9 protein-coding genes are annotated in these 6,693 nt (G+C 65.0%); 3 read left to right on the plus strand and 6 right to left on the minus strand.

All coding sequences use genetic code 11. From position 1 onward, the window contains the following. The first annotated feature begins 1 nt into the window (after position 1). Positions 2-1,114 carry an S-(hydroxymethyl)glutathione dehydrogenase/class III alcohol dehydrogenase gene (locus AB4099_RS21935; RefSeq protein ID WP_441479609.1) on the plus strand — a complete coding sequence of 371 codons (1,113 nt, stop codon included), beginning with the start codon at positions 2-4 and terminating at the stop codon, positions 1,112-1,114. Positions 1,115-1,144: 30 nt separating this feature from the next. Here the strand turns inward: AB4099_RS21935 and AB4099_RS21940 are convergent, their stop codons facing one another. The 4 genes from AB4099_RS21940 to pqqB all read right to left on the minus strand — a co-directional run bounded on the left by AB4099_RS21940 (position 1,145) and on the right by pqqB (position 3,955). Further along, on the minus strand, positions 1,145-1,537 hold the full coding sequence (locus AB4099_RS21940) for a hypothetical protein (protein WP_441479610.1): 393 nt from the start codon (positions 1,535-1,537) through the stop codon (positions 1,145-1,147). Continuing rightward, positions 1,534-2,223, minus strand: coding sequence for a hypothetical protein (locus AB4099_RS21945; RefSeq protein WP_441479611.1), 690 nt, complete (start codon positions 2,221-2,223; stop codon positions 1,534-1,536). Before AB4099_RS21945 ends, AB4099_RS21940 begins: the two co-directional genes overlap by 4 nt. Before the next feature lie 116 nt (positions 2,224-2,339). After that, positions 2,340-3,071 carry a pyrroloquinoline-quinone synthase PqqC gene (pqqC, locus tag AB4099_RS21950; protein WP_441479612.1) on the minus strand — a complete coding sequence of 244 codons (732 nt, stop codon included), beginning with the start codon at positions 3,069-3,071 and terminating at the stop codon, positions 2,340-2,342. Further along, positions 3,068-3,955, minus strand: coding sequence for a pyrroloquinoline quinone biosynthesis protein PqqB (gene pqqB, locus AB4099_RS21955; RefSeq protein ID WP_441479613.1), 888 nt, complete (start codon positions 3,953-3,955; stop codon positions 3,068-3,070). Before pqqB ends, pqqC begins: the two co-directional genes overlap by 4 nt. A 323-nt stretch (positions 3,956-4,278) precedes the next feature. Between pqqB and AB4099_RS21960 the strand changes: the two genes are divergently transcribed. After that, positions 4,279-4,701: a cupredoxin domain-containing protein gene (locus AB4099_RS21960; protein WP_069881965.1), complete on the plus strand. Its 423-nt coding sequence runs from the start codon at positions 4,279-4,281 to the stop codon at positions 4,699-4,701. 12 nt (positions 4,702-4,713) lie between these two features. Beyond that, on the plus strand, positions 4,714-4,956 hold the full coding sequence (locus tag AB4099_RS21965) for a hypothetical protein (RefSeq protein ID WP_441479614.1): 243 nt from the start codon (positions 4,714-4,716) through the stop codon (positions 4,954-4,956). A 24-nt stretch (positions 4,957-4,980) separates the two neighbouring features. Here the strand turns inward: AB4099_RS21965 and AB4099_RS21970 are convergent, their stop codons facing one another. Next, positions 4,981-6,156: a hypothetical protein gene (locus tag AB4099_RS21970; protein ID WP_441479615.1), complete on the minus strand. Its 1,176-nt coding sequence runs from the start codon at positions 6,154-6,156 to the stop codon at positions 4,981-4,983. A 303-nt stretch (positions 6,157-6,459) separates the two neighbouring features. Further along, positions 6,460-6,693 (minus strand): CoA-transferase (locus AB4099_RS21975; protein WP_441479616.1); only part of this gene is annotated, 234 nt, incomplete at its 5' end.

Below are 6,693 nucleotides of genomic sequence, written 5' to 3' on the forward strand. Positions count from 1 at the left end.
CATGAAGACACGCGCAGCCGTCGCCTGGGAGGCCCGGAAGCCGCTGACCATCGAAACGGTCGAGATCGGCGGCCCGAAGGCGGGCGAGGTCCTGGTCGAGGTGATGGCGACCGGCATCTGCCATACCGACGCTTACACGCTGTCGGGCATGGATTCAGAGGGCAAGTTCCCGGCGATTCTCGGCCATGAGGGCGCCGGCATCGTGCGCGAGATCGGCGCGGGCGTGACCACGCTCAGGGTCGGTGACCATGTCATTCCGCTTTACACGCCGGAATGCCGGAATTGCAAAAGCTGCCTGTCACGCCGCACCAATCTCTGCACGGCGATCCGCGCGACGCAGGGCCAGGGCGTGATGCCGGACGGCACCTCGCGCTTCTCCTGTAACGGTGGCGAGGTCTTTCACTATATGGGCTGTTCGACCTTCGCGAATTTCACGGTGCTGCCCGAGATCGCCGTGGCCAAGGTCCGCGAGGACGCGCCCTTCGACACAATCTGCTATATCGGCTGCGGCGTGACGACGGGGATCGGCGCGGTGATCTACACCGCCAAGGTCTGGCCCGGCGCCAATGTCGTGGTCTTCGGACTCGGTGGTATCGGCCTCAACGTCATTCAGGGCGCCCGCATGGTCGGCGCCGACAAGATCATCGGTGTCGACATCAATCCGGGAAAGCGCGCCATGGCCGAGAAGTTCGGCATGACCGACTTCATCAACCCGGCCGAGATCGGCACCGACAAGGTGGTGCAGGCGATCGTCGATCTGACCGGCGGCGGCGCCGATTTCTCCTTCGACGCGACCGGCAACACCAATGTCATGCGCCAGGCGCTGGAATGCTGCCACCGCGGCTGGGGTGAATCGATCATCATCGGGGTCGCCGAAGCCGGCAAGGAAATCGCGACGCGGCCGTTCCAGCTCGTCACCGGGCGGGTCTGGAAGGGCACCGCCTTCGGCGGCGCGCGCGGGCGCACCGACGTTCCGAAGATCGTCGACTGGTACATGGAGGGCAAGATCAACATCGACGACCTGATCACCCACAAGCTCAGCCTGGATGAGATCAACCACGGCTTCGACCTGATGCATGAGGGCAAGTCGATCCGCAGCGTCGTGGTCTACTGAGCGGAGCCCCTCGCCTCGGGCGGCATCTCGTCAGAAGCAGCGCAGCTCGCCTTCGATCTGCGCCCGTTTCAGGCGCGCGACCTTCTCTCGCAACAAGGGCATGGAGATGAACATCGAGGCGTTCTGACCGCCGCGCTGGCGCACGGACATGATCGTCTCGGCCTCTTCATAGGCCTTGTAGGGCAGGACAGAGGCGATCACGTCGATCGAACAGGAGCATTTTTCCAGCGCCGTGCGCGTCTGGCCATTCGCGGCCATGCACCCGAAGATGTAATCGGCGCGTGCGACCGTCGGATAGTCGTTGACCGGCGTCTCAGCTGCGCCGCCATTGCCCGCAGCCGGGATCGTCGCCAGCAGCGCCCCGGCCAGAGCCGCCAGGAACCTGTGCTGCTGCCGCCCCCCTCTCGTCCCGACCGTGCTCATCGCTGGGCCCCAGCGGATTTCAGGATGATGCGCTCCTCGAGTTTCGGCGCATCCGGCAATGTGCTGACGAACCTTGCGGTCATGTCGAGCAGCATGCCGGGCGCGGCCCCAGCCACCAGAATCTCGAACTGGGAATCCTCATAGCCGAGCATCCGCCCGATATTGGTGTCGTCGACGAAGGGCCTGACGGTGATCCGCGTCGCATCCAGCGTCTTGCCCTCGAATTCCACCTTGGTGGCCTCGCTTGTCGCCTTGTCGCGCAGGCCGGCGCGCAGACGGTCCTTGAAATAGGGCGTCGTTCCACCGGTGAGCTGCGCCATGTTGCTCACTGCCCGATCGAGGAAGATGACGAGCACCGGATTGCCGGTCAGATCGGTAATCGACATGGGCTCGCGCGCCCGCTCGCCCGTGAACATGCGAAGGTCGACATTGCGGCTGCCGCTGGCTGCAACGGATCTGACCACGAGCGTGATGTCGTCGCCGAAGGGCTCGCCCAGCCGTTTCGTATCGGAGGGCAAGCGTTCAAGGCGATAGGTCAGCTCCGTGCCCGAAGACAGGCCGGAGAGATGAGGACGCTCGAACAGGATATCGACCGGGGTTTCCTGCGCCTGCGCCGGCCATGGCGCGATCGCCAGCACCACCGCGGCGATCCGGCAGAGCAGGACGGCGAAAGCTCTTCCGCTCACGATCGCATCTCCCTGACATGAAAGCAGGTCGAGCAGGCTACGCGGGAAGCAGGATAAGGCGTGGCGCCGCGCGCAGCAATCAGCTTTGCAGGCTCAGCCGCTCGTGAGCGCGATCATCAGCGCACCGGCACGAAGGCGCCGGGCGGAATATGTCCAGGCTCGACATAGGCGTGATGCAGCGCATCCAGCATGGCCCAGAGCACGTCGCATTTGAATTCGAGCGCCGCGATCACCGCCTCCTGCTCGGCCGGCGTACGGGCATGGGCCGTGACATAGGCAAGGGCGGTCTCGACGTCGCGCCGCGCCTGTTCCGGACGGGCGGTGAAATAGCTCAAGCTCTCCGGGCTGACGAAGTCGTAATGCGCCAGCATGCCTTCGACGCGGTGGCGGATGACCTTTGGCGAAAACAGCTCGGTCAGGGAGGACGCGACCGCTTCGAGCAGCGGGCGCTCGCGCACGAAATTGACATAGGCCTCGACCGCAAAGCGGGTCGCCGGCAGCACGCCGCGATGGGCCTGCACATCGCTGCGTGCCAGGCCCAGGCTCTCGCACAGCCTGAGCCAACGTTCGATGCCGCCTTCGCCGTCCCCCTCGCCATCATGGTCGACGAGCCGCTGGCGCCAGGCCCGGCGGAGCGCAGGGTCGCTGGTCCGGGCGATCAGGAAGGCGTCCTTCACCGGGATATGCGCCTGGTAAGTGAAGCGGTTGAGAGCCCAAGCCTGGACCTCGCCCTTCGTGCACTGGCCGGAATGCAGCCGGGTATGGAAGGGGTGCTTGTCGTGGTAGCGTGCCTCTCCGACCTCGCGCAGGCGCTGTTCCAGTTCCTCGGGCGATAGCAAAGCAGTCACAGCCGCACCTCCATGCCGTCATAGGCCACCGCGATACCCGCGGCTTCGATGATGAGACGCTCCGGCGAACCTTCGATCAGCGCCGGGTTGGTGTTGTTGAGATGGATATAGATTTTTTGCGCCGCAGGCAGCTTCGCAAGCCAGGACAGCGAGCCGCCATCGCCCGTGATCGGCATATGTCCCATCCGCCGGCCGGTCTTCTCGCCGACGCCGCTGCGGATCATCTCGTCATCGGTGAACAGGGTGCCGTCGAAGAACAGCATGTCCGCGCTTTCAGCCGTGGCGCGAACGCTGTCGGACAAGGCCGCACAGCCCGGGATATAGACGAGCGCGCGTCCATGGCCGCTGATCCGGATGCCGGCCGCTTCGCCCGCCTCGGACGCGAGCCGGGGCGCGCTCTCCTCGAGGTAGAGTGGTGCCTTGCCGGGAACGGGAAACAGCTCCGCCGTCAGTCCGCCGGCCAGTGCAATGGGGTTCGCGGGGGTCGCGATCATGCGACGCGCCGGCACCGCCGCGAAGATCGGGTTGGCCTCGATGGCGTCAAGGACAGGTGCGAGCGCGACCAGATCGAAGGAATGCCGCTCGCGCAGGTTGAGCAGCCCGGCGACATGGTCGATTTCGGCACTGCTGAGAATGACCGTGCCGATCGGCGAATGGCGCTCTGCGCGCGGCCAGAGGGCCGGCGTCGTCCGGATCTGGCTGCCGAGATCGGGAGACGCGTTCAGAACGGTCCAGTTCTCGCCATCGCCTGTCACTGCGAGGCTCGATTGCGTCCGCCAGGGCGCGCGGGGATCCCTGCTCCAGGCAAGCGCACAAACCCGGCACCGGCAATTCCATTGCGGAAAGCCGCCGCCAGCAGCCGCACCGAGAACGATGGCTTTCATCGGGACGCCTCAGGCAGCCGGCTTCCCGCAAGTGCAGGGCGCGAATCCTCGCCTCTCCGGCGCCGCGTCCCGCCCGCTTTCGACCCAGGACATGTCCGGCTCCTTCGATTGCGGTGAAAACGGGACGTCTCTTCTTCACGGTCTCGCCGTGTTACTGTCGGATTTGGCTGTCGCTGGCTATCATTGCAGAGGGCAAGGCTTCGGGCCAGCCCCGGACGGAGGCGAAGCGACCCGAGATCGACTGTTCGACGCCTAGAGCAAGGTGCCCACGAAAATCGAGTGATCCTGCACTATTCCAAAGCAACACGAACGGGGAGGATGACATGCATCTGCTGTGGTTCTTGCTGGCGGGCCTGCTCGGGTTGAGCCAGGCGACGGCCGCCGACCTCGTGAAAGGCCGGACAAATCTGCCCGAACTGGTGCTCGGGAATGACGAAGGCCGCGACTACGTCGTCTCCCAGAAGCAGATCGAGATGGAATCCGGCAAATCCTACCGCCTCTCCATCACGGCGAAGGGCGGCAAGGAGTACAAGTTCTTCGCACCCGAATTCTTCCGGAACAGCTGGATCAACCAGATCGTCATCAACCATCTCGAGGTGCACATGCAGGGGGCGCCTCATCATCTCGAGTTCGACGATCAGGGCACGATCCATGTCGAGTTCGTGGCGATCCGGCCGGGCGAGTACCCCTGGTATATCCAGGGCCTCGAGGCTCAGGGCATGACCGGCACCTTCATCGTGAAGTGACGGAAACAAGCCATGCGCATGCTCACCGTCACCTCCGTCCTGATCCTGGTGCCGATTCCCGCAATGGCCGATGACAGGTCGGAATGCACGAATGGCATCGTCATGATCCAGGCCGAGATCGCCAGGAAGCCGCCACCGGCCACCCTGCGCAAGCTGGAGACGGCGCTCCGCGTCGCGCGGCGCGAAGAACAGGAGGGCGAATTCGACGAGTGTCTCGACGCGGTCAACGACGCCCGTAAGGCACTGGGACGATGAGCGCCTGCTCGAGCGCGGTCCTGCCTAGAACTCATAGGAGATCTTCAGCTTGGCCTGATGGCGGGCGAAGTTGTCGAGATCGAGCCGTCGGCCTGGTGTGGCTTCCGATTTCCCGGCAATCTGGGTGGAATAGGCCGCGGAGATCGACACGGTCTCGCTGAGCTTGGCGTAGAGAGTCGGGCCGACGAAGACGGCGTGGCCCTCAAAACTGTTCAACCCAAGCCCGGCATAGGAGCGCAAATAGCGGACCTCGCCGCCGATAAACACATTGGGGTTGATCTGGAACGCGAGCGCGCCCGAGAGCCCCAGGAGGGAGGACCGCTCCGCCGACTTGCGGCGCGCGGACGCGACGCATGTCTCCAGGGCGTCGTCCTCGGCATAGGGCTGGCACGGCCCGGATGACACGCCTTCCAGGGGCTCGGCTTCGCCATTGAACAGATTCAGGCCGCGCGGGCGGAATTTCTCCAATTCGTAGATCAGGTTAAGACCGCCGAACAACCTCCTGGGAATAAGCTCGGCATCTAGCGCGATCCGCCCTTCCACTCCCAAGCCCCGGCCGCGCCCGCCAGCATCCGCATCGCGAAAGCTCACGCCCGGCTCGACGATGAAGGTCAGGCCGACGGGCGAGGCGTCTCCCCGCTTGATAGCCTGCCATTTCAACTCGGCGGAAAAGCCACCGAAGCCGCCGCCGTGGCGATTGTCCAGGCCCGGCACGTCGCGGATCGAGACGCTGTTGCCGACCGCCCCCAACTCGATGCTGAGCCCGTCGACCGGCGCGAACGCAAAGCTGCCGCCTAGCCCTCCCGTCCGATACCGGCCAAGGCGCTTGCCGAATGCCCCCTCGCCCGCGCCGGAGATTTCGAACTTGCCCTTTTCGAGGATGCTGGTGCCCTCCGTAAAGCCGAACATGTCCTCGGTTTCGGCGCCCTCCTCCGCGTCATCGTCATCCTTGCCGCTCTTGCCGCCCCCGCTCGCGCTGGCCTTGAGGATCCCGGCGCATTCGTCGAACTGGCGCTCGGCGGCCTCGCGCTCCGCCCGGCGCAGCGTGCCGAGAAGCGCGTCCTTGTTGGCAGGAACAGGTCTTGCGGCGGCAGCACTGCGCAGGCGCCCAATGCCGGCGAGGCATTCGCTGCGCTCATCGGCCAGGGTTGGGACTGTGGAGATCAGGAGAGCGGCAATCGCGGTCAGGCCAAGGCGCATGGGACCTCGCGGGAACGATAGGCTGCACCGCTCGCAATGATGAGGCTGATTCGGCTATATGCCGAGCCCAAACTTCACGCCTCGGATGTCCCGTCTCGCATTGCCCGGCCGTGAACGGTTCAGGCCGCCCTTGGCCTCGGCGATCGCAAGCGCGGCATCTCCGCCACGGCTGCTCCCGACCAAACCGCCAGCCTCACATCGCCGCGGAAGACGCGGGAGCCGTCCACACAGGACATTGCAACAAACGGCCGCTTCGCCCTTCAGAGAAGCGGCCTGCAATTTTCGCAGAGCTGGCCGGACGTCTTACGCAGCTTCTCCATTCAGGGCGGTTGCGACCACGAAGGGCGCGCCGGTCTTGGCCTTGACCTCGTCGAGGGTCACACCGGGCGCCAGTTCGAGCAAGGTCAGCCCGCCCTTCGCCTTGTCGCAGGCCATGACGCACAAATCGGTCACAACAAGGTCGACGACGCCAGCGCCGGTCAGGGGCAAGGTGCAGCGTTCGAGGATTTTTGGATCGCCATGCTTGTTGGCATGTTC

Source organism: Allobosea sp. 2KB_26 (genome assembly GCF_052115715.1).
Classification (GTDB): domain Bacteria; phylum Pseudomonadota; class Alphaproteobacteria; order Rhizobiales; family Beijerinckiaceae; genus Allobosea.